Source organism: Paraglaciecola chathamensis S18K6 (assembly GCA_000314955.1).
GTDB classification, from domain to species: Bacteria; Pseudomonadota; Gammaproteobacteria; order Enterobacterales; family Alteromonadaceae; genus Paraglaciecola; species Paraglaciecola chathamensis.
In genome coordinates this window covers 44047-70198 of sequence record BAEM01000040.1, presented here as the reverse complement: position 1 = coordinate 70198, position 26152 = coordinate 44047, and the positions used below count along the sequence as shown (strand labels likewise).

Below are 26152 nucleotides of genomic sequence, written 5' to 3'. Positions count from 1 at the left end.
TGCTTAACCTGCCGTCGCTAACACAGCAAGTGATAACTGCGCAAAACTCAAACCCGCTTGCTTAGCGGCTAGTGGTACCAAACTCTTTTCTGTCATGCCGGGTACTGTATTGGCTTCAAGCAAATAAAACTGACCTTGTGCGTCTTGCATAAAATCAATTCTTCCCCACCCTGAGCCCGCAACAGCATCAAAAGCGTTCAAAGCCAATTGTGCTAAGTCAGTTTCCTGCTCATCAGATAAACCACTAGGGCAAAAATACTCAGTCGAATTTGACTGATACTTTGCCTCGTAATCGTAAAAATCTCGTGGAGTCGACATGCTGATTGAGGGCAACGCTATGCCATTTAATAGGCTAACGGTGTACTCTGAACCTTGAATGAATTGTTCCAACAAAACCTTATCGTCATACTCAAAAGCCTGTTGAATTGCTGCAGCGAGTTGATGCGCATTTGAAACCTTAGCCATGCCTATGCTCGAACCTTCTTGAGCAGGCTTAACCATAACCAGATCCCCTAAGCGGGTCATTATATCCCCGCAGTTCGCTGCATTAAAGTCTCTTTTATCAGCAATTTCGTAATTGGCAGTAGGTAACCCCAAGCTTTGCCAAACTTGCTTACTGCGTATTTTATCCATGCACAAGGCTGAACCCAGCACACCAGTGCCGGTGTAAGGCATATTCATTTGTTGTAAGGCCCCCTGAAGAGAGCCATCTTCACCACCTCGGCCATGTAACATAATCAGTACGCGGTCAAACTTTTGCTCCACTAATTCATGTAACTGACGATCAGCAGGATCAAAACCATGGGCGTTCACGCCCGCACCGACAAGTGCATTGAGCACAGCTTGACCTGAGCGTAATGAAACCTCTCGTTCAGCAGAGCGACCGCCAAACATAACGGCGACTTTTCCAAAGCCAGCTGGATCTTTGCTTTCAATTGCGTCTACGTCTATTGCATTTGTGTTTGTTGCGTTGATTGATGTCACTTCGACCATCCTTCACGTAACGTGCTTTTTGCTAATTTCATATCTTGTAGTTGCTTGGCGATTTGCCCGATATTTCCCGCGCCTTGGGTCATCAAAATATCTTGATCGTTTAAATTATCTGCCAATAATTTAGGTAGTTCGCTTTTGTCTGCCACATAAATTGGTTCAAGCTGGCCACGCTGACGAATACTGCGGCACAAGGACTTACTGTCTGCACCCTCTATTTTCTCTTCACCGGCAGAATAAACATCAAGTAATAACAGCACATCGACCTGAGATAAGACTCGGACAAAATCTTCGTATAAATCTCGGGTTCGAGAATAACGATGTGGCTGGTATGCCATCACTAGTCTTCTGTCAGGCCAATTATTACGTGCAACGGCTATGGTCGCTTCCACCTCAGTCGGGTGATGACCGTAATCATCCACCAACAGTACATCACCATCACCGGTAGCAAATTCACCTAGCATTTCAAAGCGTCGACCAATGCCAGAGAAGTTAGCTAATGCTGTTTTAATCGCCGAATCAGCGATATTTTCATCGGTTGCAACGGCAATTGCGGCCAGCGAGTTAAGCACGTTGTGCTTACCTGGGGCGTTAACAGTCACTTGTATATCGTCATGATCTTTACGTATTAAGGTAAATTCACTTTGATTGAACCCGTGCTTAACATTAGTAGCGCGCACATCTGCGTTTTCACTGTAACCGTACGTCAGGTATTTGCGCTTTATCCGCGGTAGCAGTTCGGTAATGACAGGATCGTCAATGCACAGCACTGCTAACCCGTAAAATGGTAAATTGTGCAGAAAGTCTATGTAGGTATCTTGCATCTTATCGAAATCACCTTGGTAGGTTTCCATGTGATCTGGTTCGATATTGGTTACCACAGATACCATAGGCTGCAGGTGCACAAACGATGCATCGCTTTCATCTGCTTCAGCAATTAAATACTGACTTGAACCCAGTCTTGCATTGGTGCCAGCACTATTGAGCAAGCCTCCGATCACAAACGTAGGATCAAGCTCTGCTTGTGCAAAGATGGTCGCAATCAAACTCGTGGTGGTGGTTTTACCATGCGTTCCAGCGATGGCGATACCATGCCTAAAGCGCATCAACTCAGCCAACATCTCCGCTCTGCGAATAACGGGAATACGCTTTTCGTTTGCTGCGTTTACTTCTGGGTTGGTTGGGTCAATCGCACTGGATACCACAACCACATTGGCTTGTTCGACGTTTGACGCCTGATGACCAAAGAAAATAGTCGCCCCTAAGGCCGCTAAACGGTTAGTCATACCATTGGCTTGGCGATCAGAGCCTGATACTTGATACCCTTCGTTTAATAACACTTCAGCAATGCCGCCCATGCCTGCACCGCCTATACCCACAAAGTGAATATTCTTAATTCGGCGCATCTCTGGCACATGGTAATGAACTTTATCGGGTGCGATCATTGCGCTTTCTCCACTAACAACTGGCAGCAATGAGTGACTCGTTGGACTGCATCTAATTTCGCTAAGGCACGGGCCTTGTTGCCCATAGCCACTAACATGTTCGGTTGTGCAAGGCAGATTTCTAACAAGGGGGTTAGTCCGCCGTTGACTAATTCATTTTGCGCAAGCAAATAGCCCGCGTCTTGCTCGACTAACGTTTGCGCATTTTTGGTTTGGTGATCGTCCACCGCATGAGGTAAAGGTACAAAAATAGCGGCCACACCTGCTGCCGCTACTTCGGCAACGGTTAAGGCACCCGCACGACAAATAACGAGATCTGCCCATTGATAAGCTTGCGGCATATCGTCAACAAATTCGGTTACTTGCCATGTTGAGCTGTCGCTAAATTGGCTTTTGTACAATTCATTGACTGAGGCCAAATGCCCCTTACCACATTGATGGCGTACCATAACGTTATCGTGTTTCGCTAACGCTAAAGGGACATTTTCATTCAATGCTTTGGCGCCTAAGCTTCCACCTAGAATAAGAATATTTAATGGACCATGGGTCTCAGATACCTGCTTGGGTGGAATTTCAGCAAAACCCGCTCGCACAGGATTGCCCACCCACTGATATTTATCCGTTAACTTGGTCTCTTGTTCAGTGGCGCTTGCTTTTTGCTGGGCATCAAATGTGTCAGCAAAACCGGTCAGTACTCTATTCGCGATGCGAGCTAATAACCGATTGGTCATGCCTGGCGCAGCGTTTTGTTCATGCAATATCAGAGGTTTGCCCATCAACCAAGCAGCGACGCCACCTGGACCACTTGCAAAGCCGCCCATACCTATCACCACGTCAGGCTTGACTCGTTTAATCACGCGCCTTGCTTGCAAAACCGCTTTGATTATTTTAAATGGCGCTGCAAGCAATCGAATGAGACCGTTTCCGCGTACACCGGCAATATCAATAAAACTGATATCAAAGCCGGCTTTTGGCACAAGTTCAGCTTCCATCCGCTGGGCAGTGCCTAACCAATGGATATGCCAATTTTGCTCTTTAAGGGCTTGTGCTACTGCTAATCCTGGGAATACATGACCGCCTGTGCCGCCGGCCATTACTAGCAGAGTATTCGTCATGGTAGAATCAATCACAGTCGGATTAGACATTGTCATCCTCCTGCTCTTCAGCCGTTGTGCGTCTACTGCGCTTGGTGGCTGTTTTGCCTTGATGATTATCCCCATTTGAGGCTGAATCATCCTGCTCAAAATCATCCATCAATGTATTCATTTCTTGTTCTTCATCGACAACGGCGTACGCCACGTCATCAAGAACCGTAGATACTTTTTTCTTACCCGCGCTACTGGTTGCTTTGGCTTTACTTTTATCTTTACCGCGATTAGGTTTTGCTTTACCACCACGGTTAATAGCTTGAATACCTTCAACGCGCATTTCAAAGTCGATACGCACCAATAATCCGACAGCTGCGGCCATAATAATCAAACTTGAGCCACCGTAACTCAATAATGGAAAGGTCAGTCCTTTGGTCGGTAAAATACCTGCGCTTGCCCCAACATTAACCGCGGTTTGAAAGCTAAACCAAATACCGATGGAGTAAGCAAGATAGGCATCAAACGGGCGCTCATTCTGCAGCGCTTTACTGCCCATTTTCATGGCTTTAAGCACTATGCCCAGCATTAAGGCGAGCACGGTCAACACGCCGGCAAAACCAAGCTCTTCCGCTAAAATAGCCATAATAAAATCGGTATGTGCTTCTGGTAAATATTCCAGTTTTTGTAAACTGTTACCTAGCCCCTGACCAAATAGATCGCCGCGCCCGTAGGCCATTAATGATTGTGTCAACTGATAGCCACTGCCAAAAGGGTCAGCCCAAGGATCTAAAAACGACGTAATCCGCTTCATGCGGTATTCTTCGAACATGATTAAAAAGGTTACGGCAGCACCGCCAGCGAACGCTAAACCAAAGAACTGCCACAATTTAGCGCCAGCTAAAAATAGCAAACCTATGGTGGTACATAACATCACAACCACAGTGCCTAAATCGGGTTGCATTAATAACAAAAATGCAAAAGCAAAGAACACCACCAGCGGTTTAGCAAACCCTTTGATATTTTCAGTCACTTCTTCGTAGCGCCTGACCAAATAACCCGCTAAGTAACAGAAGAAGAAAAGCTTGGCTGGTTCAGCCGCTTGAATGGTTATCGGGCCAATTGCTAACCAGCGAGTACTGCCGTTTACACTGCGCCCTACTAATAACACCGCAACGAGTAACACCAGACCTAATAGCAATAGCCACCCATTGCTGGTGCGCCACCACTGCATAGGAATTTGCATAACGGTTAACGCTGCACCTATGGCTAAAGCTAAATAAATGCCGTGGCGAATAGCAAAATGAAACGGGTTATCAAACAAACGTGACGCTACGGGCATGGATGCCGAAGTAACAATCACTAAACCAATAGCCATCAACGATAGGGCGAGTAAAATTAAACTCACATCGTAGGGGCGCACGACAGCAGGTGCTGCATCGTGGCGCTGAGCAAACATAGCGCGAAGTGGCGTAGCAAATGTCGACGTATTCATCGCTGGCCACCTTGTTTAGCAACAAGATTATTTACTGCTTGCTCGAATAACTCGCCTCGCTGTTGGTAATTTTTAAACATATCTAAGCTAGCGCAGGCTGGCGATAGCAATACGGTACTGTCTTTACTGGCTAGACTTGCGGCCAATTGAACAGCGTCTTCTAAATTTACCACTTGATGACTGCTTGGCTTTAATTTAGCCAGCTCAGGGCCGTCTTTGCCCAAGGTGATAAGTTCGCTCACTTGATGGTTAAAACGTTCTTCCAATGGGCTGAAATCTGCGCCTTTCCCGTCGCCCCCAGCAATTAATATCAATTTGCCTTTGCAGGTAGGCGCAAGTCCATCAATCGCAGCAATCGTTGCACCGACATTGGTGGCTTTTGAGTCATTGATCCAGCGGACATTGCTGCTCATAGCAACGGTTTGGCAACGATGTGCTAAACCAGCAAAATTCATTGCAGCCGACTTGATCGCCTCTAGCTCAATGCCTGCTAGCATCGTCATCGCGGTGGCTGCTTGAATGTTGAGCATGTTATGCTCGCCCACTAGCATACATGCTTGACTATCAAGATACGCTTTTCCGTCAAGTAGCAATTGAGCTGTGTCTTTGTCCCAGCTTAAGCCTCGCTCGCTACTACTCAACCCAAACATAACGTCTGGATTAATGGTCATGGGCCATGTGGCCGCATCATCACGATTGCACACACTAAAACGCGCATCTTTGTAGATACGTAACTTAGCGCGCTGATAACTCAACATGTCGCCATGACGGTCTAAGTGATCATCACTAAGATTCAACATGCACGCGACCAAAGGGCGTAACGTATGGGTACTTTCAAGTTGAAAACTAGATAGCTCAAGTACAATGATGTCTGCGTCTTTTTCCAGAAGTTCAAGAGCCGGAGTACCGATATTCCCCCCGAGTAAAGCCTTTTTACCGCCCGCTATACACATCTCATAGGCAAGTGTCGCGACGGTGGATTTACCATTTGAACCAGTCACCGCTAATACAGGTGTGTTATTGAACATAGCGAAGAGCTCGATATCCCCAACAACTTGCACTCCCGCTTCGATAGCCTCTTGAATAGCGGCTGTTTGTAGACTCAAACCAGGGCTTACGACCAACATATCAGCGCTGCACAAGCGTGTGCTATCAAGCTCTCCTAAAAATACCGGTACATTCACACTGATATTGAGATCAGCACGTGTGTCCATTGCGCTTACGTTGGCACCTTTAGCCAGCAAAAACGTCACGCAGGACAAACCGGTCAAACCGAGTCCGACAACGATGATGTTTTTGTTAGCTAATGGATTTGCAGCCATGTAAACCAAATACCTTTAACGTAACTTCAAGGTGGCTAAGCCAACCAAGACTAAAATGATAGAAATGATCCAGAAACGCACAATAACGCGAGGCTCTGGCCAGCCTTTTAATTCATAGTGGTGATGAATGGGTGCCATACGGAATATACGTTGTCCGCGTAACTTAAATGACCCAACCTGTAAAATAACCGACAAGGTTTCCATCACGAACACACCGCCCATGATCACCAATACAATTTCTTGGCGTACTAACACCGCGATAACACCCAGCGTTCCGCCTAAAGCCAATGAGCCTACGTCACCCATAAACACCATTGCCGGGTATGTGTTGAACCACAAGAAGCCCAAACCTGCCCCCACAATGGCGGTGCATACAATCACCAACTCACTGGTTAAGGGTAAATAGGGAATATTCAGGTAAGCCGAAAAGTTAATGTTGCCTGTGGTATAGGCGAAAATGGCAAACGCACCTGCAACCAAGACAGTGGGTACAATCGCTAAGCCATCTAAACCATCGGTAAGGTTTACCGCATTGCTAGTACCGACAATGACGAAGTACGTCATAAGAATAAATAGCAGCCCCATTTGAGGCATCACATCTTTGAAAAATGGCACCAATAAAGCCGTTTCGGCAGGGTCTTGCTGGCTCGCGTATAAATATAAAGCGACACCAATGGCAATAACTGATTGCCAAAAGTATTTCCAGCGGGCAATCAATCCTTTGGGATCTTTGCGCACCACCTTACGATAGTCATCAATAAAACCAATAATGCCGTACCCCACAACCACGCTTAATGTGACCCAAACGTAACGGTTGGTTAGATCCGCCCATAGCAACACACTGATCACAATGGCAGCCAAAATAAGGAGGCCACCCATGGTGGGTGTACCTGACTTTGCAAGATGAGATTGCGGGCCATCATCACGCACGGTTTGGCCAATCTGCATGGTTTGCAACCAACGGATCATACGGGGGCCAATCAGTACCGCAATCAATAGCGCGGTTAACGTGCTTAAAATCGCACGCAAGGTCAAATACGAGAATACCCGAAAACTTGGCTCGAACTGTTGTAGCCAATCGGCCAATAGCATCAGCATGCAATTAGCTCCCTAAAGCGTTCAAACTTTCCCACGGGGGATGCCTCCAAGGCTTCAACAACCAACTCCATACGCGCACTACGGGAGCCCTTTACTAAAATACTGATATCACGTTTCTCCGTTGCTAAATTCTCGGCTAGCGCCGCAACTAGTTTGTCTTTGTCGCTAAAATGGTAACCACTTTTTTGATATACATCGCTGGCACTTTGACTAAGCACACCTAAGGTGTATAAATCGTCGATGCCCTTTTCTTTGGCGTATTCACCTACTTGTTGATGATAAAAGCGCGCTCGCTCACCCAACTCTGCCATGTCGCCCAGCACCAATACTTTTCGACCAGCAAAACTGCCCAATAAATCGATAGCTGCATTGACCGACGCCACATTGGCGTTGTAGGTATCATCAAGTACTTTCACCTGACCACTTAGCTGCTTAACCTGTAAGCGGCCGCTGACCTGCGCCATATATTGAAGCCCAGCTTGAACGTCTTGTAAGTTAGCACCTACTTCGATAGCTAAGGCAGCAGATACAAGGGCATTACTGACATTGTGAAGTCCAGGTAAGGGCAATGAAATAGACACTTTTCCCAGCGGGGTAACCATCAAAAAATCGGCACAACCGTTTAGCCCTAGAACCACATCTTGGGCGTAATAATCTGCTTCATCCTTAGTGGAGAACGCTTGATTGCGCAGGTGCTCATACTTGCCATGCCAGAACGCATAGAATTGACTGTCGGCATTAAAAATGGCTAAACCATCTTTGCCTAGGCCTTTAAATATTTCACTTTTGGCGCGAGCTACGCCTAACAGGCTACCAAACCCTTCTAAGTGTGCGGCGGCAGCATTTACAATCGTAGCCACATCAGGTTTTACTAACTCGGTGGTATAGGCAATTTCGCCAAGATGATTTGCGCCAAGTTCAACCACAGCAAACTCGTGATCAGCTTCTAAACGTAGCAAGGTAAGAGGCACGCCAATATCATTGTTAAAGTTGCCCTTGGTCGCCAAGACTTTTCCGCGGCGCGACAAAATAGCCGCTACCATTTCTTTAACCGTGGTTTTGCCACTGCTACCTGTGATTGCTACCGTTTTAGGTGCAACTTCTCGCTTGATCGCTTGCCCTAAGCGGCCTAGCGCCTCTTTGGTGTCACTAACCAATATCTGTGCAAGCTCCGTGTCTACCTTTCGACTTACTATTACGGCCACCGCGCCACCTTGCGCCGCTGTATCGATGAATTTATGCCCATCAAAATTTGGCCCACTCAAAGCAATAAATAAATCGTCCAGGTTGATTTGACGCGTGTCAGTACTTACGCCTTGAATGATGGCGTTAGCAGCTATGCTTTTTTCACTGCGAATTAGCTCGCCCTGCACTTGCTGTGCTATCCACGTCAATGACACCGGGATCATGTGATATTCCTCTCAAACATTTGTTTTACGTATTCACGTTCATTGTAAGCAACTGTCTCACTGCCAATGATTTGGTAATCTTCGTGACCTTTACCCGCCACTAATATGATGTCTTTTGGGGTGGCATCAGCAACGGCCTTAGCGATAGCGCATTTGCGATCGAGCTCTACCTGAATTTTTTCCGGCTGAATACAGCCCGCTAAAATATCGCTGGCAATGGCATTAGGATCTTCTGAGCGGCTGTTGTCATTGGTAATCATTACGACATCAGCACAGGTTTCAGCTGCCTCACCCATTAGCGAACGTTTGCCTTTGTCTCTATCTCCGCCGCAACCAAAAATAACGAATAAACGACATTCACTGTGCTGACGCAGCGCTAGTAATGCTTGTTTAAGGGCATCTGGGGTATGCGCGTAATCGACCACCACTGTGGGGGATTTTTCATCACTAAAGCGTTCCATGCGTCCGGCAACGGGTACAAGCTGCTGGGCCACATCAGCGATATCAGTTAACGCCTGACCTAAACATAGCTGTGACGCTATCGCTGCTAATGCATTAAAGATATTGAACCGCCCGAGCAAACTTAACTGTATTTCGCATTCGCCCCATGACGACACCAAGGTAAAACGACAGCCCTGACTGCTGTATTCAACCTCTTTTGCTAGGCACACTTTCTGCGCATTGCCCAAAAGCAAACTTTCATCGTCAATCCCGTAAACGACAGGCGTTACTGTATTCGGTAACTGTGCTAGCCATTGTTTGCTTTCAATTTCATTACCATTTAGAACAGCAAATTTAAGTTCAGGTTGAGTTAAAATCTCACGCTTCGCTTGCGCGTAAGCCTGCATCGTACCGTGATAATCTAAATGGTCGCGGGTAAGATTTGTGAGCACTGCCACGTCCACTTTAAGCGCCGCGACGCGTTTTTGTACTAATGCGTGTGATGACACTTCTAAGGCAACTTGCTTGACATTATCTTGTGCAAATTGCGCCATCAATTTGTGCATAGTGATAGCATCAGGTGTGGTATTGATGGTTTCACCGAAAGATGCACATTCTCCTGTGCAACTTATAACGCCTGAGCCTAATGTTCCGATTGAAGCTGCACGTTTATTGAGTAAAGCGGCCAGTTGACTAGTCAGTTGCACAGTCGATGTTTTGCCATTGGTGCCCGTGACTCCAATGATTTGCATTTCGCTTGCAGGGAAATGATAAAACGTGGCAGCAAGCGCTGATAACTGTGCAGATAAGTTGTAGAAGCTGATAATCAAGGATTGCTCGCGCATACTCGTTTGCCCGTGCTCTTGTTGGGTATCGCACTCCGCTATGATCACTTTCGCCCCAAGACTAACCGCTTGAGGGATAAAATCGCGGCCGTCACGTACATGCCCTTTAAGCGCGATAAATGCACTATGAATAGCGACTTCACGACTATCAAGCACCAAAGATTCAACCATGATATCAGCGGTTTCAATGCCAAACTTCGCTAACAAAGGCTGAATGCTTTGCGTTGTATTAAGTTGAATGTGTTGCTTAGCCTGCATTTGAATCTCCCCTAATTGCAGCCAGAGAAGACACTGATTTATCGTCAGGGGGAACGTTTAACATTTGCAAACTATTGGACATAATTTTTGAGAACACAGGAGCCGCTGTATCGCCCGCGTAATACAAATCACCTCTAGGCTCATTGATAAGTACTACCACGGCTAGCTGCGGATCTGAAACCGGTGCCACACCGGCAAAAATACTCACGTACTCTTCGCCGTAACCACCCGCCACAGCTTTACGGCTGGTACCTGTTTTACCCGCTACTCGATAGCCGGGAACGCGGGCTTTAGTGCCTGAGCCACCTTCATTGACCACGCTTTCCATCATAGTCAGCACTTCATGGGCGATATCTTCGCTCAGTACTCGCTCTTCTGGCGCTTTCTGCTCGCTTTTAATAATGCTTAATGGACGCTTAATTCCGCCACTGCCCAGCGTGCTGTACATTCTAGCCAGTTGCGCCGTGGTAACAGATAAGCCATAACCAAATGATAATGTTGATAATTCAAACTCTGACCAGCGGCTGCGATCATGAAAAATGCCACTACTCTCACCAATAAGGTTCGAGCCGGTATCACTCATCAACCCCATATTGTAATACTGATCAATGAGGAACTGTTTTGGAACCGACAAGGCCAGTTTTGAAGTGCCCATATTGCTCGATTTACGAATAATTCCGGTTAAATCTAACTCACCATAATTGCGCGAGTCTCGCACCATACTGCCACCGACGCGCATCCAGCCGGGTGAAGTGTCGATAACGCTGTCCATCTCAACTGAACCAAACTCTAATGCGCTTAATACTGCGATAGGCTTAATTGAAGAGCCAGGTTCAAACGCATCAGTAATAGCGCGATTACGAATTCGATGTCCCGACACGCCGCTGCGATTATTTGGGTTATAAGACGGGTTGTTGACCATGGCCAATATCTCGCCAGTTTGCACATCGACAACCACGGCTGAAGCGGATGTGGCTTTGTAATATTGCACCGCTTTTTTCAGTTCTTTATAAGCAAACGCCTGAATGCGCTGGTCGATGGTAAGCTGAATATCGCGCGGCTCCTCACCTGCCTCTTGCTCTAGAATTTCAACTTGGCGGCCCTTGGCATCGCGGCGAATTTTACGGCTGCCAGGCGAGCCTTTCAGCCACTGGTTGTATAGTTTTTCAATTCCTTCAATGCCCTGATCGTCAACGTTGGTAAACCCGATAAGTTGGGCTGATACTTCGCCTGTAGGATAATACCGACGAGATTCGTCACGCAGGTATACGCCGTTAATGGACAACTGGTCCACGTAATCAGCCATCGCAGGTGAAACCTGACGCTGAATATACACAAAACGTTTTTTCGGGTTTTTCACCCGAGAAACCAATTTGTCGTAGTCTTGGCCCAATACATCAGCAAGCGCTTGCCAGCGACGTTTGTCATTCAATGAGCCATTATCCACTATGGTTTTAGGGTCTGCCCAGATAGCTCGAACGGGAACACTGACCGCAAGGTTTTGGCCATTTCTGTCGGTGATAAGCCCTCGATGCACTGGCATATTTTGCGTGCGTAACGTGCGGTTATCCCCTTGTTGTATCAGCAAGTCAGGGTCGATTACCTGAATATAAACCGCCCGAGCTGATAACCCAACAAACACCAACATAATCACGCAGATCACAAGCAAGTAACGCCACTGCAAAGCAGTAGGCGCGACATTTTGTTTCGCTTGTTGGTTGCGTTTTTTGTTGCTGACTCGGCTCATTTTATTCTCACCACCACTTCTTCTTCAGCTTGGGGGCGACGCATATCCAATTGCTTAGATACGAGGTTTTCAATTCGATTGTGCTCAGTCAACGCGCTTTGTTCTAAGATCAGATTACGCCACTGCACATCGAGTAAATCTTTCTTTTGCATCAGGCGCTCAAGGGCGATTGACGCTTGACGATTATGGTGCGCACTTAGGATCACCGCACCAGCACTAACCAACAGTGACAAAAACAACAAAACCCGCACGGGATGGCGGGCTAGGTCGGCAAGTAAAAAACCGACAAGTTTGAAGTTAGTCTCTTGGGTACTCATAGTTTTTCGGCCACCCTAAGTACAGAGCTACGGGCACGTACGTTGCGCGATAGTTCTTCAGGTGATGGCTTAATTGCTTTGCCGATCGCTTTTAAGGCTTTATGAGAATCAATTTCGGATTGCATAATGGGTAGGCCATGAGGCACTTGCAAACCACGACTTTGTTCGCGAATAAAGCGTTTAACTAGTCTGTCTTCCAGTGAGTGAAAACTGATCACAGACAAACGCCCGCCTGAATTCAAACTATTCAACGCGGATTTTAACCCTGTGCGGATCTCATCTAACTCACTATTGATATAAATGCGGATCCCTTGGAAACTGCGCGTGGCTGGGTGCTTAAATTTGTCTTTAACCGGTACTGCAATGTCAATAATTTCAGCTAGCTGAGCGGTTGTGGTAATCGGCGCTTGTTGGCGCGCATTTACGATGCCGTGGGCGATACGCTTACCAAATTTCTCTTCACCGAACTCTTTGATGACCTGAGCAATGTCTTGCTCTTCTGCATGGGCTAACCACTGAGCCGCACTTTGCCCTTTCGTTGGGTTCATACGCATATCCAATGGCCCTTCGCGCATGAAGCTAAAGCCGCGCTCTGGTTCATCTAGCTGAGGTGATGACACCCCTAAGTCCATCAGAATGCCATCGACTTTTCCATGCAATTCAAGGGAGGTGAGTACGTCTTCCATCTCAGAAAAATTACAATGATGAATACTAAAACGTGGGTCGTTAGCAAGCGCTTTCGCCGATTCAATAGCAGAAGGGTCGCGATCGAGTGCGATTAAACGCCCCTTGTCTGACAATTGAGTCAATATTTGCTTACTATGTCCGCCTCTGCCAAATGTGGCATCTAGGTAGACACCATCAGGCTTGATGCTTAAGCCATCAAGAGATTCTTGCAGAAGTACAGATAAGTGTGATGTTTGCGTAGTCATTAGAGTGAGAAGTCCTGCAAGCGCTCAGTTAATTCAAAGGCTGCTTCTTGCTCAGTCGCAACATCTTGTTGTATTTGTTGTTGCCAAACACTGTGATCCCAAATTTCGAATTTGTTCAACTGGCCAACCAACATAATTTGTTTATCCAAATGGGCATGCTCACGCAATGGCGCAGTCAGTAAGAAACGACCGTTTTTATCCATCTCGCCTTCGGTCGCATAACCGAGCAACAAACGCTGTAATCTGCGTTCGTGAGGGTTCATACTCGACAAGCGTGACAGTTTAAGCTCGATTTCTTCCCATTCAGCCAGTGGGTAAAGCAACAAACAAGGCTGCTGGGTATCAATCGTACACACCAGTTGCCCCTGACAATCATCCAGCAAAGACTGACGATACTTCGTGGGTATCGTTACACGCCCTTTTACATCTAGATTAATTGCATTCGCACCGCGGAACATTGTCCAAGCCTTATGTTATTTGTTACTAAATCTTCATCATTCTTGGCAAAAACTGACCGTTTTGATCCACTTTTTGCCACTTTTACCCACAATGCACAGTTTAGGTATCTCTTGTCTATCATGTCAAGGGATAAAACAGGCAATTTAAGATTGCCCTAAGCCAGAGAAATCAAGGCATAGACTGAAGTGGCTGATATGTGGAGAGAATTCTAAAATGTGACGCATTTTGGCATCACATGGGGCAAATAAATGTCACTCACTGGCCGCTAAGGCAGGAAAAACGGAGGATTTTTAAGCAGCTTATAAAATGCACACTGAGGAAAAGCGGTTAAATATGTAAATAAAATGAGTTAAATTTGAAAATAAATAATATTATAATATATATGTACATGAGAAGCTGTGTCGCATTAGTGATTGAATCACGAGTTTGCTTATAATGACAGTCCAATCAATATCAATGAGTTAGTTATGCCCAATTACGCAACTTACCCTAGCCTCAAAGGCAAAGTCATTCTAATCACCGGCGGTGCAACTGGTATCGGTGCGGTGATGGTAGAAGCGTTTATGCGTCAACATGCTGAAGTACTGTTTATTGACATACAAGAGGAGGCGGCTCATGCACTGTGTAGCAAACTGCATGATGAATTGGGTAAAGCCCCTGATTTTAAAGCCCTCGACACCACCCACATAGAAGAGCTGCAATCATTTATCAGCTCTATCGGGCAAAGCCACGGACGGTTAGACGTACTGATTAACAATGTCGCAAATGACACACGTCACTCTCCGCTTGATATCGATCAACAAGGTTGGCGTGATTGCATGGCCGTTAATCTCGACTCTACATTTTTTGCCTGCCAGAGCGCAATTCGTCTAATGCGCGATAAGCGTAACGGCAATATCATTAACATGAGCTCTATTAATGTATTAATAGGGCCAAAACAAATGCCGGGCTATGTTGCCGCCAAGTCTGCTTTAAACGGCTTGAGTAAATCCCTCGCCAACCAATACGGCGAATATGGTATTCGGGTAAACACTATTTTGCCTGGCTGGGTCGCCACTGATCGCCAACTGGCGCTTTGGCTGACACCTGAAGCAGATAAAGAATGGCAAAAATCTGTGGCCTTACGTGGCAGCCTTGAGCCAATACATGTGGCGAACATGGCGTTATTTCTAGCCGCAGAGGACAGTGCAATGATTACTGGTCAACAATTTGTTATTGATGCAGGTCGAACTTAATGAATTCTCAATCAGATATCATTATTTTGGGTGATTGGGGCACAAGTGTGTGCCGCCTTTACCTATGTCGCTTTCACCAGCAAGCATTAACCGTTTTGGCCCGCACCAAGGGCATGGGCATTAAATATATTAATAACCCTGAGGCGCGTTTTTTTGAACTGTGCCAGCCTTGGATTGAGCAATATGGCAATGTTTCCGTTTTTTTGATTGGTGCAGTGGGCTCAGACACGGGATGGCAACAAACCAACTATGTCCCCTGTCCCACTGATAAAAATAATTTATTGGCGCTAAGTAAAAACTTTTCAGCGCGCGGCCTGAACATCACGATATTACCGGGAGTTTCTTGTCAAAACCGGCACCATTTACCCGATATTATGCGTGGTGAAGAAACCCAAGTATTCGGTTTTCTGTCACAACTGCCAAAAGCTGAAGAGAAACGATTAATTTGCCTTCCCGGCACACATACGAAGTGGGCCCAGTGTGAGAAAGATGACATTACCTCTTTCGTGACCAGCCCAGTTGGAGAGCTGTATGAGGTATTAAGTCAGCATAGTGTATTACTCAGTCCAGCGTCTGTGCCGAGCTGGTGCAAAAGTAGTTTCACTAGCGGCCTGCGCGTGGGTATGCATCAATCAAGTAATTTACTGCATACGCTGTTCGCTACCCGGGCATATCAAATCCTTGATAAACGCACCAATGCTGAAGCCGCTGGCTATTTATCAGGCTTACTTATTGGCTCAGACGTAAAAGCAGCAATGCAAGATTTTGATATTTTCTCTCATGTGGCCGTTATTGGCTCAGACCATATCTGTGGCTTGTATGTAGAAGCGCTCGAATACATGGGGATCAGCACAGAGCATTTTAGCAGTGAAGATGCGACGTTACTTGGCTTACAAACGCTGGCCTCAGCCAATTGGCGTGATCTGGCCGCTGATGTGCCCAATGAGCAAATTTAGAATGAGTCATTTAAGTATGCCAAAAAAAATCCAGCTACATACCTGTTTACCGGTCGAAAACGAGCTAGGTGAAGGTGTTGTGTGGGACGCTAGGCAGCAATGCGCTTTTTGGACAGACATATTAGGTAAGCAATTCTATCGCTGGGACTTCGATGACCACATCACTCAATACCCATGCCCTGAACGACTATGTTCTTTTGGGTTAACCCCAGAGCCCGATTGGTTTATTGTCGCTTTTGAATCAGGTTTTGCTTTCTTTAACCCTATTGAGCAACAGATTCAGTGGTTAACTAAGGTTGAAGCGGATTTACCTTACACGCGTATGAATGACGGCAAAGTTGATCGTCAAGGGCGTTTTTGGGCTGGCTCCATGATCGAAGATGACAAGGTGGATGCCAACCAATTAGCCAAAGGCAAACGGGCTAAGTTATATCGCTTAACCGAAAATGGACAAGCAAAGCCTATTTTTGACGACGTCATTATTGCCAATGGATTGTCGTTCAGCTCAGATGGTCAAACCATGTACTTTGCCGACTCACCCAAACAGGCAGTGTGGCGCAGCGAATTTTCTCAACCTAGTGATACCTCTAGTAGACAAGAAATCTTTTTTGAAACAAGCGGCAATGCCTTTCCCGATGGCTCATGCATTGACAACCAAGGCTACCTTTGGAATGCTCAGTGGGGAAGCGCCAGTGTAAAACGATACTCCCCAACAGGACAATTAGATTTCACCCTGCCCATTGATTGCCTACAGCCATCATGCGTAAGCTTCGGTGGTCCGAACCTCAATCACCTAATCATTACATCTGCGCGAGACGGATTGTCCCGCGGTGAGGATAAAAAATATAACAACAATGGGGCGGTATTTGTTTATCGCACACCATATCAAGGAATAGCGGAGCCAATATGTACCGTTCCTACAAGGCAACAACACGCTGCTGTAGAAACGGTATCTGTCAGCTTGAAGAATTAAAATAACAATGAAACGCGGAAAACAACATGGCAAGTAGAATGTTTAGCGGTAATTTCACTCGGCACATCGTTCAGTCTTTGGGCAAAGCAATCGCATTAGGCGAATACCCTCAGGGGGAACCTTTAATGGCAGAAGCAGCCCTTTGCGAATCGTTTGACGCGAGCCGCACTGTGCTGCGTGAAGCAGTAAAAATGCTGACAGCCAAGGGTATGCTAGATGCACGCCCTAGACGAGGCACGATTGTATTACCTGAGTCCCATTGGAATTTGTCTGATCCAGACATTTTAAATTGGTTATTAGATCGCAAAGGCTCATTACCGATTATTTCGGAATTTGCCGATATGCGATTAGCCATAGAGCCGGCAGCCGCAGGCTTGGCAGCATCGAATTTAACCGATGAAAACCGTCAGAATTTAATCGCTGCAATCGAGCGAATGGAAGCAGCCGCTCGCGGTGAAGATGACCATTTAGATGCAGATATTGCCTTTCATGTAGGAATTTTAGAGGCCAGCGGTAATCGATTTTTCTGGAATATGCGCCATACCATAGAGGTAGCACTGCGCTTTAGTATAAGGATCACCAATCGTCACAAAGGTGTAGACCGGGCAAGCGTAGAAGATCATCAAGAGATCTTAGATTACATTTTAGCAGGGGATCATCAAGCGGCTGAAAATCAAATGCGCAGCCTGCTTTTAGAAGCAAAGACCTTGCTAAATAAAGCATTAGATGAAGAAAAAAGTAGAAAATCTCAACAAAGTTAAACCTGTAAAAGGACCGAAATTGCGATGCGGATCAAAGATTGTATATTAGCTATTGACCAAGGTACCACTTCAACGCGAGCCATCATTTTTGCGCCTGATTCGAGCATTATTGCAGTAGCTCAACAAGAGTTCGCTCAACATTACCCGAACGATGGTTGGGTAGAGCACGACCCTGAGGATATCTGGTCTTCTACTGTGGTTGTTTGCCGCCAAGCGATATCAGAAGCGATTGCAAAAGGCGCGCGTATTGCTGCCATTGGGGTAACGAACCAACGTGAAACCACCGTTGTTTGGGACAGAAACACAGGGCAAGCTATTTATAATGCCATTGTTTGGCAAGACAGACGCACAGCGCAAACTTGTCGAGATATGCAAGATAAAGGTTTGTTCGACGTGGTGAATTCCCGCACAGGGTTATTACTCGACCCTTATTTTTCTGCCTCAAAAGTCGCTTGGATCCTAGATAATGTTGACGGGGCACGTGAGAAGGCCGAAGCTGGCGATCTGGCATTTGGTACCATAGATTCCTTCCTTATTTGGCGTTTAACTGACGGGCAAATGCATGCCACAGACGTGACCAATGCAAGTAGGACCAATTTGTTCAATATCCATGATATGGCGTGGGATCCTAAGCTATTAGAAGTGTTTAATGTGCCTAAATCTGTGCTACCTGAGGTTAAGGAGTGTGCCGATGATTTTGGTCACACAACGGAAGACTTGTTTGGTTTTTCCTTACCAATATTGGGTGTGGCAGGCGATCAACAAGCCGCCAGTATAGGCCAATGCTGTTTCAATGAAGGCGCAATCAAAAGCACCTATGGTACTGGCTGCTTTGTTATGCTCAACACAGGTACTAAAGCTTTTAATTCAAAAAACAAGTTGTTGACTACAGTAGCCTACACCATTAAAGGTGAGACTCACTATGCGCTAGAAGGCTCAATCTTTATTGCAGGTGCAGCCATTCAGTGGTTACGCGATGGAATAGGTGTAATAAGAAGTGCTTCAGAAACCGAAGATTTAGCCAAATCTTTGGATGATGAGCACGGCGTATATATGGTGCCTGCCTTTGCAGGATTAGGTGCACCTCATTGGGCACCAGACGCACGTGGCGCTGTGTTCGGCCTAACTCGTGGCACTACCAATGCTCATTTCGTTCGGGCAGCGCTTGAATCAGTGTGCTATCAAACATCTGACTTACTTCACGCTATGGCCGAAGACGGCGTATCCTTGGATAAAATTCGCGTAGATGGCGGTATGGTGGGCAATAACTGGTTATGTCAGTTCCTAGCAGGCATTCTCGATGTCACCGTAGAGCGCCCCAAAATAATGGAAACTACCGCCCTAGGCGCTGCATACCTTGCAGGGCTTAAAGCGGGTATCTATCAATCATGCGAGCAGTTGGCGAGTATGAACGAGGTAGAAAGCAGTTTTGAAGCGAGCATGGCGTCATCGCAACGCAGAAAGCTTATTTCAGGCTGGGAAAATGCAGTACAAAGCACGTTAGGGTATTCAAAATGATCACTAAACGTTTGTTTGGCACCCTAGTCAATGGACAAAAAGTCACAGAATACTCGCTAAGCAATGAGCATGGCATGCAAGTCGATATTCTGGACATGGGTGGTATTATTCGTCGCTGGTTAGTACCCGCTACTAATAGTTCAGATAACAGCGACAACCAAACGAAAGTGGATATCGTACTTGGCTTTGACACGCTTGAAGATTATATCGCTGACCAAGCCTATTTGGGCGCGGTTGTTGGGCGTTATGCTAACCGTATCGCAAAAGGGCAGTTTGCTCTGAATGATGTGATTTACCAAGTTGATGTAAATCAGGCAGGAAACTGCTTACATGGTGGCGCAGACGGCTTTAATCGCCGAGTGTGGCAAGTACAAGAGCTTGACGACGTCACGCAACCCTCTTTGAAGTTAACCTTGGTAAGCGAAGACGGTGATCAAGGCTTCCCGGGGCAGTTAACTGTCAATGTTACCTATACATTAGCGCCATCAGGATTAAGAATTAGCTACCAAGCACACACCACCCAAGATACGGTTTTTAATCCTACCCAACACAGCTACTTTAACCTGGCCGGCCACGACAGTGGCTCCGTGGAAAGTCACAAGGTGCAAATTTTAGCCAGCCGCTATACGCCAACGGATGAAAATGCAATTCCGTTAGGAGAGCGAGTTGATGTAGCAGGCTCACCCTTTGACTTACGTGAACTCACGACGCTTAACGGGCCGCTGCAATCTAGCCATGAGCAAATTAAATTGGGTAATGGCTTTGACCACAACTGGTGCTTAGATGCTTATCAGAGCGATATGGAATCGCCAGAATTGGTCGCTAAAGCGGTAGATACCGCCAGTGGTAGAACGCTCAGTGTATTGACCACTATGCCAGGCATGCAATTGTACACTGCAAATTACGTGGGGCCTGAGCCAATAGGTAAAGGCGCAACTGAGTACCAAGGAAAACATGCATATTGTTTTGAAACCCAATTTTACCCTGATTCACCAAACCAGCCTAGTTTTCCAAGTGCAACGCTTAAAGCCGATGAAGCGCACTTCTCTGTCACTGAATATCGCGTGTCCTTTTGTTAACGCGATATTCTTAACGAGATATTCTAAACGAAATAAAATGAGCGCGAAAAGCCAGTGATACATAAAAACGCTGCCTTTGGGCAGCGTTTTTAATTTAAAGCAGCGCCTATTCTGTGCTTTCTTCGGCTTTGCTTTCTTTAGCTTTGCTTTTTCGTCCTTTATAAAGCTTGCGTGCAAATGCACCCAGCGCAAGCACAATGATCACACCAAACTTCTTTAAAAACACTAAGGCCGCTGCTATTAATCCCGTTTTTGCCAGCACTTTACCCGCGACCAACGCGCCAATGCCATAAGCCGCTACATCATCAATCTCAGGATTAAAGTCAGCGTATTTAGACCCTTCTTTAAAATCAGCCATGGTCAAAACCGTGTCTAGGTTTTGATTAATCAGCGGGAGTTGGTCCATACCTGCAATAAAGTTCAGCACTAACACCCCTTTACGACCTAGAACGCGGATATTGTAGTTCAGCGTATTAACTGGGGCGTCACCGAATTTTAGCTCTTTTGCCCAGTGCAATTTATTTGAGGCTTCATCGTAATACGGCTTAGCTGCCCAACCGATAAGTGAAATCGCCTCATACCCTTGGGTTACGCGCTCTTCACTGCTTAGCTGCGTGTCTTCCTGCATCTGTGCCAATAAGTCATCATAATTTATCTCATCAGCGTCTTCATCTGTGACGTAGCCATCTTGTTGATACTCAATGGTAACGCCCCATGAATCACCTTCAAATGGTGTCGCTCCTGCGGGAAATAGCATCCCCAACATACCATCTGCACTGCCTGGTGGGTTGCCCCAAATGTCTTCCAGCACTTTGCGCGAATCTTGCGAATTCAAATAATAAAAATCGTCAGGTACGTTTAATTCTGCGACATTCCCAGGTAATGCAATATTGCCGGTTTGCGGTGTCATTGATTCCCACAAGGCATTGGCCCACAGCATATATTCCTGCTGTTCTTTTTCTTGTTGAGTTTGTTCGATTGATGCTTGTGCCTGACTGCTGTCTTGGCTTGCCTCTTGGCTTGGCGTCGTGTCTTGCCCATGAGCATTCACCGCGCCCAAAATGAAAAAAACACAGAAAATTCGTGTGAGTGGTAGCATAATATCCCTATTCATTTTTCGGTGTTGAATGAGCCGCAGTCCACCCAGTGCAGACACCTAACTCACTTCCCCGTAACAGATTTATATCAGAGGTCAGTCCTGTAGTCCAATAAGGGCATAGAGGTAACTGGCAAAAAAAAAGACCATAAAGAGTCGTTAAACTCAATTATGGCCAATAGGAAGTCACACACAATTTTGCAAATTTGTCAGAGATTTACGTCTATATCAGTTGACTTAAAACTCGTTGACGAAATTCATATATTGTTTCATGTCACCAACAATAGCCTGCTCTAACAGCTTGTTTGTTTCAATCACATAGGGCTGTTTGAAATGGATATCCCACAGGTCAGACTCTTTACGCCAATGCTCATAAATCACCAGCGTGTCGTCTTGCCCGTCTATGGTATACAAGTCAAATACGATGTTCCCTGGCTCTTCGCTACGCGTTTGGGCCACGTGGGAGGTAAATTGTTGCAATAGCTGTTCTTTGTACGCTTCTTTTATTTTGAATATAAAAAAGAGGCTAAATACATCATCTTCGGCTTGCACTCGCTTGGGGTTATTTTCATGCAAAGGCGCTGGATCAGTATCATTCAATGTCATCATTTCTATGGGAGATAACAATGCGCTCTCGGCCAGTTGCAATAAGGTCTGCGTATACGGCTGATTAACATGCTCTTGATGGGCTTGGGCATTTTCCCAGCGCTCATAAGCAAAAATAGTGTTCGGTGAATCTTTGCCCTGAAAAAAGCGCATTTCACGCATACCAGGCTCATTTTGTGAACCTAACCTGTTGGTATTAAGCGCCTGTTTAAAGGCCACTAATTGCTCCGGTTTGACTAAAAATTTTACGATAAGAGTTAGCATTGCGTTATCCATTGAATTTCATCATGTTCGTTGGCTTTAGTACCACCACCAGTGCTTTTTATTGCTTACACCGGCTTGTTACCGTCAGTGATGAAATGGTATCTGCTGTGCTTACATTCAAAAACTAGCTAGACAGATAAAGACTTTCAATGAAAAGTTGATAAAGCGAATATATAAATTAGCAATGCTGATATTGCTCGCTGTGCTCTATCCCCAAAATGATGCCATTTTTGTCAAACTTCACGGCAACTAAATCCCCTCGGCTAAAATGCCCCTCTATTTGATGAATACTGCGCAGTGCATCAATTAAATCTTGTGACACTTTGACAATCTGTGCGTCGCAAGTTTTAAGCTGCCAGCCGTTATTCGATGTGGCGAGTACAGCGTGTTTTTGATGATGCATAACCAAGACCTCCCGCTGCGCCAAATAATCAGCATAGTGCTGAGCAAATCGTTCTGTAATGACATCCGATTGTTTTTTATTGGCTAACGAGTGCAGTGTCACTTGCGTATAACTCGCTTGAGCAAACTCTTCAGAAGCCCCTTTCCATGCACTATGATGCCAAAATGTGATAAGTATTAATAAGAAAGTGCTAGCAGCAAGCGCAATGTGCCCCATGCGTCGACCGAGTTGATTCGCGGAATTGTGTGAGTCATGTGAACGTAACATTGTGCGCTTGATACCCGGTGGTGCTTTCAACTGGGCTTTACGCTGCTGATACAAACGAGTAAGTGACTCTGTCGCTTGATCGTTTTTCCGGTCGTTCTCCCAATTATTGCGCTCAGACATATACATCTCCAGCAATATCCTTCAGTAACACTTGCAACGTCGCTTTAGCATAACGTAGACGGCTTTTGATTGTTTCGTGTTCACAGTGCGTGATCTGCGCTATCTCTTTTAAACTAAACCCTTCCTGTTGCAAGCAAAAAGCTTCGCGCTGCACAAAAGGCAAAGACATCAAAGCCTTGTCAAAAACTCCTAAGATTGAACCACTCATGTCAAGCGCCTCTCCTGAGAGTTCATGTACATTAACTATTAACGATAGACGCTGAACAGCACGATATTCATCCATCAAAAGATTGCGCGCAAGTGTAAATAACCATGCTTTAAACAGCCCTGAATCTTGGTACATATGCCTTTTTTCCATTACTTTAAGCCAAGTCTTCTGGCAAATATCTTTCGCCAATGAGCTATCAGATAAGGTCAATAAAAAATGGTACAAATCGTCACCACATGCATCATATAATTTTACTAATAGCGCCTGATCACCAGAATGCGAATAGCGCGTCATCAAGCTTTCGTTAGTGCTTGATAGAGTAAACCAAGATTTTACCATCATGTTTATCGTCAATCGCTTCCCCTTTTGAGGTTTACTTTCCATGCCAACGATGTGAGCCCACTATGCCAGACCCTAATCTATTGAGATAGCTTGAAATCTAGAACGACAGTTATGCCATCTTGCTGCTGAGGTTTACCGCCTACAACTTGTGGCTTGTATTTCCATTTACCCAAAGCCCGCTTAGCTTCACGGTCAAATGTGCGCTTGGGCTGTGCTTCAAGTACATCAATATTCAAAACTTGGCCTCTTGTACCAATAGAGAACCTCAACTTAACCCAGCCCTCAACCCCATCCCTCGCTGCTTGTGCTGGGTATTTGGGTTCAATTCGTACCACAGGTCTCGCCTCTCCTTCATTCAAGGTAATTTGGGTACCAACTGGGTCTGACGGACTAGCAATGGTGATATCGGGGACATACTTTGAGAGCAAAACCGATTTGTCTGGTGCCTCTTCTTGCGGCTTAACTTGCTCCTTAGGGATCGGTACAGGCTTGGGCTTAGGCAAGGGCTTTGGCTTCTCCACCACTTTGCTATCATCCATATTTTGGAACAAGGTAATCGTTGGTAATGCAGGTTCTGGCGATGTTGAACTTTGGTTGTTCTCGATCAGTTTTTGCATGGCGACAAACAAGCCGAACGTTACTGAGGCGGCCAAAAGTATAGTTCCTGTAGTGCGGACTATCGCTTGACCATTAAAATACAAAGCGGGCGTTGAGGCTAAATCAATGGGTGTTTGCATCGTTATTCTCCTGTGATTTAAAGAAGTAACGCGCGAGCCACTGAAAAGGGGTTAAATTATTTTAAATTCAAGAAAATATCGTACTTAAAAGAGACAAAGATAAGGCTCATACCAATTCCATTAAATTTTCGCTAAGTGGTTAATTATTTATAGGAATTGGTATCAAATCTACATCATAAACTCTCAACGCCAGCGTGAAAGACACTCCAATTATTCGATAGCTCAAGATTAAATTGGTCAATGCTTAAATTAAAGCGACCCGATTTACCAATAAAACGTGTATTGTCCCACTCTTGCAGAGAGACCAAGGCAATCACGTTATCTCCAGAACGGAACAAGTCACTGGGCACTTTGATCTTTAATGGATTACTTTGCCATTCATCGCTATCTAAAGCTTGGCCATTTATGTAGATTTTCTGAATTTGATTCGCTTGGCCCACACTCAAGCTAACCTCTTCTGGCTCAATCGCAAAGTGCACATGCTTACGAGCAACCAAAGGTGTATTGTTTGGCACGCTTTCCAGCGAATTTAAGTTGACTAATGGCCATGCTAAATCATCGAATTTTGGCTCGAAAAACTCACTTTTTATCGGTACTGCTTTATTTTCAACTTTCGCTAGTGCTAAGTCTTTTTCAGGCTCGGTGACTGCTTTTTTTACTGGGGGTGGCTCAGGTGCTGCAGGTTTTGTCTGCTTCGGTTTTTGCGCTTTCTGAGCATCGTTGAACTCAGGCTCAACTTTATCTGCAGATTGCTCTTTTACCGTATTTGATGTCAATGTCTGCTTGACCTCGGGTGCTGCAGGTTTTGTCTGCTTCGGTTTTTGCTCTTCCTGAGCTTCGTTGAATTCAGGCTCAACTTTGTCTGCAGATTGCTCTTTTACGGTATTTGATGCCAGTGTCTGCTTGACCTCTGGCGCTGGTTTCACGTCTGCATGGCCTATGATGATCCCATTGACGGTTTTGTAGTGTGTGCTATCGGTAACACTGAGCGAGAACGGGCCACCCGCTTTTTGTCCTGCCATGGTAACTTGCCAACGCCCTGTCCCGTCCACCCGCACTCTGGCCATGGTCAAGGTCTCATCTTCTCTTTTTAGCTTTATATCAATTTTTCGCCCAGGTTCTGCCAACCCACTGACGTGTATTGCCTCATGTGGTTGTAAGTGCATGTTATCTTTCAAGCGCGTAGAGAGAATAATCTGGCCCATTGGGTTACGTGCCTGAAGATCGCGCTTGCCCACATACAGGTCATTAACGAACTTACTATGTTTACCATCGCTGATAATTAATTGATATGGGCCGCCCGGAGGCTGTTCTCGCAACGATACCTGCCAGTTCCCTGTGTCATTTATCGTTGCTCTGGCCATGGTGACCGTCGCGCCGTCTTTGAGCAGTTTAACATCGATTTTTTCGCCTTTATCACCTACCCCGCTGATCTTGAGCAACTTGTAGGCCGGTACATTCATACCGTCGTCAATATTGCCATCTAGCGCAAACCCGTCGTATTGTGCCGCGTGTAGACTATCGACCGACATGAGTGTGACGCTCACCCACATGATCGACAGGAAGCGCATGATTTTTTCCATTCGGATACCTTGTATTGCCATGTGGCTCCACATTTGATTCACTCCCTCGTGAGTATGTCGTCAAAGGCATACACCTGACGAACCATTGAAGCCTAATTAACAAGCGCTAGAGCAGATAATTTGTTACCGAGTAAACATTGATAAAGTTGCAGATATGCCAA

Annotated in this window: 24 protein-coding genes; 6 read left to right on the top strand and 18 right to left on the bottom strand. The window is 45.9% G+C overall.

Annotated features, from left to right (window positions below; genetic code table 11):
- Window positions 1-3: 3 nt before the first annotated feature.
- Genes GCHA_RS14720 through mraZ form a run of 12 tightly spaced genes read right to left on the bottom strand, consistent with a single transcriptional unit; the run spans window position 4 to window position 13842 of the window.
- On the bottom strand, window positions 4-984 hold the full coding sequence (locus tag GCHA_RS14720) for a D-alanine--D-alanine ligase (RefSeq protein ID WP_007989565.1): 981 nt from the start codon (window positions 982-984) through the stop codon (window positions 4-6).
- Window positions 981-2435: a UDP-N-acetylmuramate--L-alanine ligase gene (gene murC, locus GCHA_RS14715; RefSeq protein ID WP_007989563.1), complete on the bottom strand. Its 1455-nt coding sequence runs from the start codon at window positions 2433-2435 to the stop codon at window positions 981-983. Before murC ends, GCHA_RS14720 begins: the two co-directional genes overlap by 4 nt.
- A complete protein-coding gene (murG, locus tag GCHA_RS14710) occupies window positions 2432-3580 on the bottom strand; it encodes an undecaprenyldiphospho-muramoylpentapeptide beta-N-acetylglucosaminyltransferase (protein WP_007989561.1) in 1149 nt (382 codons plus the stop codon). Before murG ends, murC begins: the two co-directional genes overlap by 4 nt.
- Window positions 3573-5015 (bottom strand): cell division protein FtsW, encoded by a 1443-nt coding sequence (gene ftsW, locus GCHA_RS14705; protein WP_007989560.1) that lies wholly within the window; start codon window positions 5013-5015, stop codon window positions 3573-3575. The genes murG and ftsW overlap by 8 nt, the downstream gene beginning before the upstream one ends.
- Entirely contained in the window at window positions 5012-6337 is a 1326-nt protein-coding gene (gene murD, locus GCHA_RS14700) for a UDP-N-acetylmuramoyl-L-alanine--D-glutamate ligase (protein WP_007989558.1), read from the bottom strand. Before murD ends, ftsW begins: the two co-directional genes overlap by 4 nt.
- Window positions 6338-6352: 15 nt before the next feature.
- Complete coding sequence (mraY, locus tag GCHA_RS14695) at window positions 6353-7435, bottom strand: phospho-N-acetylmuramoyl-pentapeptide-transferase (RefSeq protein ID WP_007989556.1); 1083 nt, start codon at window positions 7433-7435, stop codon at window positions 6353-6355.
- Window positions 7429-8844 carry a UDP-N-acetylmuramoyl-tripeptide--D-alanyl-D-alanine ligase gene (locus GCHA_RS14690; protein ID WP_007989553.1) on the bottom strand — a complete coding sequence of 472 codons (1416 nt, stop codon included), beginning with the start codon at window positions 8842-8844 and terminating at the stop codon, window positions 7429-7431. Before GCHA_RS14690 ends, mraY begins: the two co-directional genes overlap by 7 nt.
- Window positions 8841-10388 (bottom strand): UDP-N-acetylmuramoyl-L-alanyl-D-glutamate--2,6-diaminopimelate ligase, encoded by a 1548-nt coding sequence (locus GCHA_RS14685; protein WP_007989551.1) that lies wholly within the window; start codon window positions 10386-10388, stop codon window positions 8841-8843. Before GCHA_RS14685 ends, GCHA_RS14690 begins: the two co-directional genes overlap by 4 nt.
- Window positions 10378-12135, bottom strand: a complete 1758-nt coding sequence (locus tag GCHA_RS14680) for a peptidoglycan glycosyltransferase FtsI (protein ID WP_007989549.1) — start codon at window positions 12133-12135, stop codon at window positions 10378-10380. The genes GCHA_RS14685 and GCHA_RS14680 overlap by 11 nt, the downstream gene beginning before the upstream one ends.
- On the bottom strand, window positions 12132-12452 hold the full coding sequence (gene ftsL / locus GCHA_RS14675) for a cell division protein FtsL (protein ID WP_007989547.1): 321 nt from the start codon (window positions 12450-12452) through the stop codon (window positions 12132-12134). Before ftsL ends, GCHA_RS14680 begins: the two co-directional genes overlap by 4 nt.
- A complete protein-coding gene (gene rsmH, locus GCHA_RS14670; protein ID WP_007989545.1) occupies window positions 12449-13384 on the bottom strand; it encodes a 16S rRNA (cytosine(1402)-N(4))-methyltransferase RsmH in 936 nt (311 codons plus the stop codon). The genes ftsL and rsmH overlap by 4 nt, the downstream gene beginning before the upstream one ends.
- Complete coding sequence (gene mraZ, locus GCHA_RS14665; RefSeq protein ID WP_007989543.1) at window positions 13384-13842, bottom strand: division/cell wall cluster transcriptional repressor MraZ; 459 nt, start codon at window positions 13840-13842, stop codon at window positions 13384-13386. Before mraZ ends, rsmH begins: the two co-directional genes overlap by 1 nt.
- Window positions 13843-14310: 468 nt before the next feature.
- Here mraZ and GCHA_RS14660 point away from each other — a divergent pair, with 468 nt between their 5' ends.
- Genes GCHA_RS14660 through GCHA_RS14635 form a run of 6 tightly spaced genes read left to right on the top strand, consistent with a single transcriptional unit; the run spans window position 14311 to window position 20365 of the window.
- On the top strand, window positions 14311-15078 hold the full coding sequence (locus tag GCHA_RS14660; RefSeq protein WP_007989541.1) for an SDR family NAD(P)-dependent oxidoreductase: 768 nt from the start codon (window positions 14311-14313) through the stop codon (window positions 15076-15078).
- Window positions 15078-16034 carry a 2-dehydro-3-deoxygalactonokinase gene (locus GCHA_RS14655; protein ID WP_007989540.1) on the top strand — a complete coding sequence of 319 codons (957 nt, stop codon included), beginning with the start codon at window positions 15078-15080 and terminating at the stop codon, window positions 16032-16034. Before GCHA_RS14660 ends, GCHA_RS14655 begins: the two co-directional genes overlap by 1 nt.
- Before the next feature lie 16 nt (window positions 16035-16050).
- The gene (locus GCHA_RS14650) at window positions 16051-17007 is read left to right on the top strand and encodes an SMP-30/gluconolactonase/LRE family protein (RefSeq protein WP_318248989.1); all 957 of its coding nucleotides are present in this window, start codon (window positions 16051-16053) and stop codon (window positions 17005-17007) included.
- Window positions 17008-17033: 26 nt separating this feature from the next.
- Window positions 17034-17768, top strand: coding sequence for a FadR/GntR family transcriptional regulator (locus tag GCHA_RS14645; protein ID WP_013752972.1), 735 nt, complete (start codon window positions 17034-17036; stop codon window positions 17766-17768).
- A gap of 24 nt (window positions 17769-17792) precedes the next feature.
- On the top strand, window positions 17793-19286 hold the full coding sequence (glpK, locus tag GCHA_RS14640; RefSeq protein ID WP_007989534.1) for a glycerol kinase GlpK: 1494 nt from the start codon (window positions 17793-17795) through the stop codon (window positions 19284-19286).
- Window positions 19283-20365: an aldose epimerase family protein gene (locus GCHA_RS14635; protein WP_007989533.1), complete on the top strand. Its 1083-nt coding sequence runs from the start codon at window positions 19283-19285 to the stop codon at window positions 20363-20365. Before glpK ends, GCHA_RS14635 begins: the two co-directional genes overlap by 4 nt.
- Before the next feature lie 106 nt (window positions 20366-20471).
- Here GCHA_RS14635 and GCHA_RS14630 read toward each other — a convergent pair whose 3' ends face one another.
- The 6 genes from GCHA_RS14630 to GCHA_RS14605 all read right to left on the bottom strand — a co-directional run bounded on the left by GCHA_RS14630 (window position 20472) and on the right by GCHA_RS14605 (window position 26012).
- On the bottom strand, window positions 20472-21464 hold the full coding sequence (locus GCHA_RS14630; RefSeq protein ID WP_007989531.1) for a DUF2167 domain-containing protein: 993 nt from the start codon (window positions 21462-21464) through the stop codon (window positions 20472-20474).
- Window positions 21465-21698: 234 nt separating this feature from the next.
- A complete protein-coding gene (locus tag GCHA_RS14625) occupies window positions 21699-22331 on the bottom strand; it encodes a putative quinol monooxygenase (protein WP_007989529.1) in 633 nt (210 codons plus the stop codon).
- Window positions 22332-22509: 178 nt separating this feature from the next.
- Window positions 22510-23121 (bottom strand): hypothetical protein, encoded by a 612-nt coding sequence (locus tag GCHA_RS14620; RefSeq protein WP_226991999.1) that lies wholly within the window; start codon window positions 23119-23121, stop codon window positions 22510-22512.
- Window positions 23114-23623: an RNA polymerase sigma factor gene (locus tag GCHA_RS14615; RefSeq protein ID WP_007989524.1), complete on the bottom strand. Its 510-nt coding sequence runs from the start codon at window positions 23621-23623 to the stop codon at window positions 23114-23116. Before GCHA_RS14615 ends, GCHA_RS14620 begins: the two co-directional genes overlap by 8 nt.
- Before the next feature lie 125 nt (window positions 23624-23748).
- Window positions 23749-24408 (bottom strand): energy transducer TonB, encoded by a 660-nt coding sequence (locus GCHA_RS14610; protein ID WP_007989523.1) that lies wholly within the window; start codon window positions 24406-24408, stop codon window positions 23749-23751.
- Between the two features lie 173 nt (window positions 24409-24581).
- Window positions 24582-26012, bottom strand: a complete 1431-nt coding sequence (locus tag GCHA_RS14605) for a hemoblobin-interacting domain-containing protein (protein WP_226992000.1) — start codon at window positions 26010-26012, stop codon at window positions 24582-24584.
- Between the last annotated feature and the right edge of the window lie 140 nt (window positions 26013-26152).